Here is a 1,058-nt window from a genome sequence, read left to right as displayed (position 1 = left end):
CTCAAGAATTTTCAAGACGAAGGTGAATACATCACACACAAGAGAGGTAAATTTCAGTTATACAAGACTTCTTCATCTAGTTTCTTTAAGTACAACAGACCACTTCCATTCCTTCCTCCTACACCAAAAGCCAGGTTTTCCACGTACGACTGCCCAACTCGCCAGCAGCGATGTGCAAGCACAGGTGCAGCAGCTAGTAGTAGCCGATGTCYTTGTCGTCGACGACGAGGTCYCCRTTGATGAGCKCGCGGTAGGCSGCGACGGGCCAGATGAACCCCCTGGGGAGGAGGCGGGTGGCGAGCTCGACGTCGATGATGATCTCCCTCATGGCGGGCTTCTTCTCGCCGCTGAYGGCGATGAGGTAGCTCCTGCCGACCCACCCGATCCASCCGGCGATGTAGAGGAAGAGCAGGCCCGGGGTGACGAACTCGCCCCAGTGCCGCTGGTCGCCGCTGACGATGAGGTGCGGCAGGCCGTCGGCGCCGCACAGCAGCCCGAACTTGCCGTAGTTCTCGAACCGGCGCTTGGTCTTCTCGATGGTGGCGTTGATGGCGAGSGCSGGGGCGCTGTCGGGCGCGTACTTCTTSAGCGACGCGGTGAGCTTCTTGATCGAGTTCTTCTCGCGCTTSGCGAACGCCTTGGACTCCTTGCACGGGGTCAGCCCCGCGATGTCGGCGGCCGCGGGSGGAGGGGAGGTGGCGGCCGAGGAGAGAAGCACCGACGACAGMGCCAGCGCGGCSGAGAACGTCTTCACGGAGGAYGCGAGCGACACGCTGCTGCTGCTGCCGTTGCCGTCGCCGCCGGTGGCGGAGCAGGCCACGGTGAGGCGCGCGSGTGGGAGGCGCGGCTTSGCGGCGAAGGCGGCCGTGGAGGMGGCGGCGAGGGCGGCCATCTCTACTGCTGCTGCTGCTGCGTCCGGCGTGGAGCTGGGGAGCTTATTGGGAGGGATCAGGCAGGGTGTGCGGGAGCTTTGGGATCGGAAAGAAACGCGGCAGCTTCATAAGGTCCATCTCGCGGCGCTTGCTCGGGGACGACATCTTGCAAAGCGGAGAAACAAG

The 1,058-nt window shown here is 63.2% G+C and carries 1 protein-coding gene; it reads right to left on the bottom strand.

Annotated features, from left to right (window positions below):
• Window positions 1–193: 193 nt before the first annotated feature.
• Window positions 194–892, bottom strand: a complete 699-nt coding sequence (locus tag FWJ25_RS20565; protein ID WP_149601853.1) for a Photosystem I reaction center subunit III — start codon at window positions 890–892, stop codon at window positions 194–196.
• Window positions 893–1,058: the final 166 nt, after the last annotated feature.

This window comes from Marinobacter salinexigens (assembly GCF_008370345.1).
Taxonomy (GTDB): Bacteria; Pseudomonadota; Gammaproteobacteria; order Pseudomonadales; family Oleiphilaceae; genus Marinobacter; species Marinobacter salinexigens.
Note: the sequence above shows the minus strand (reverse complement) of the source record. Positions and strands in the feature narration are given on the sequence as shown.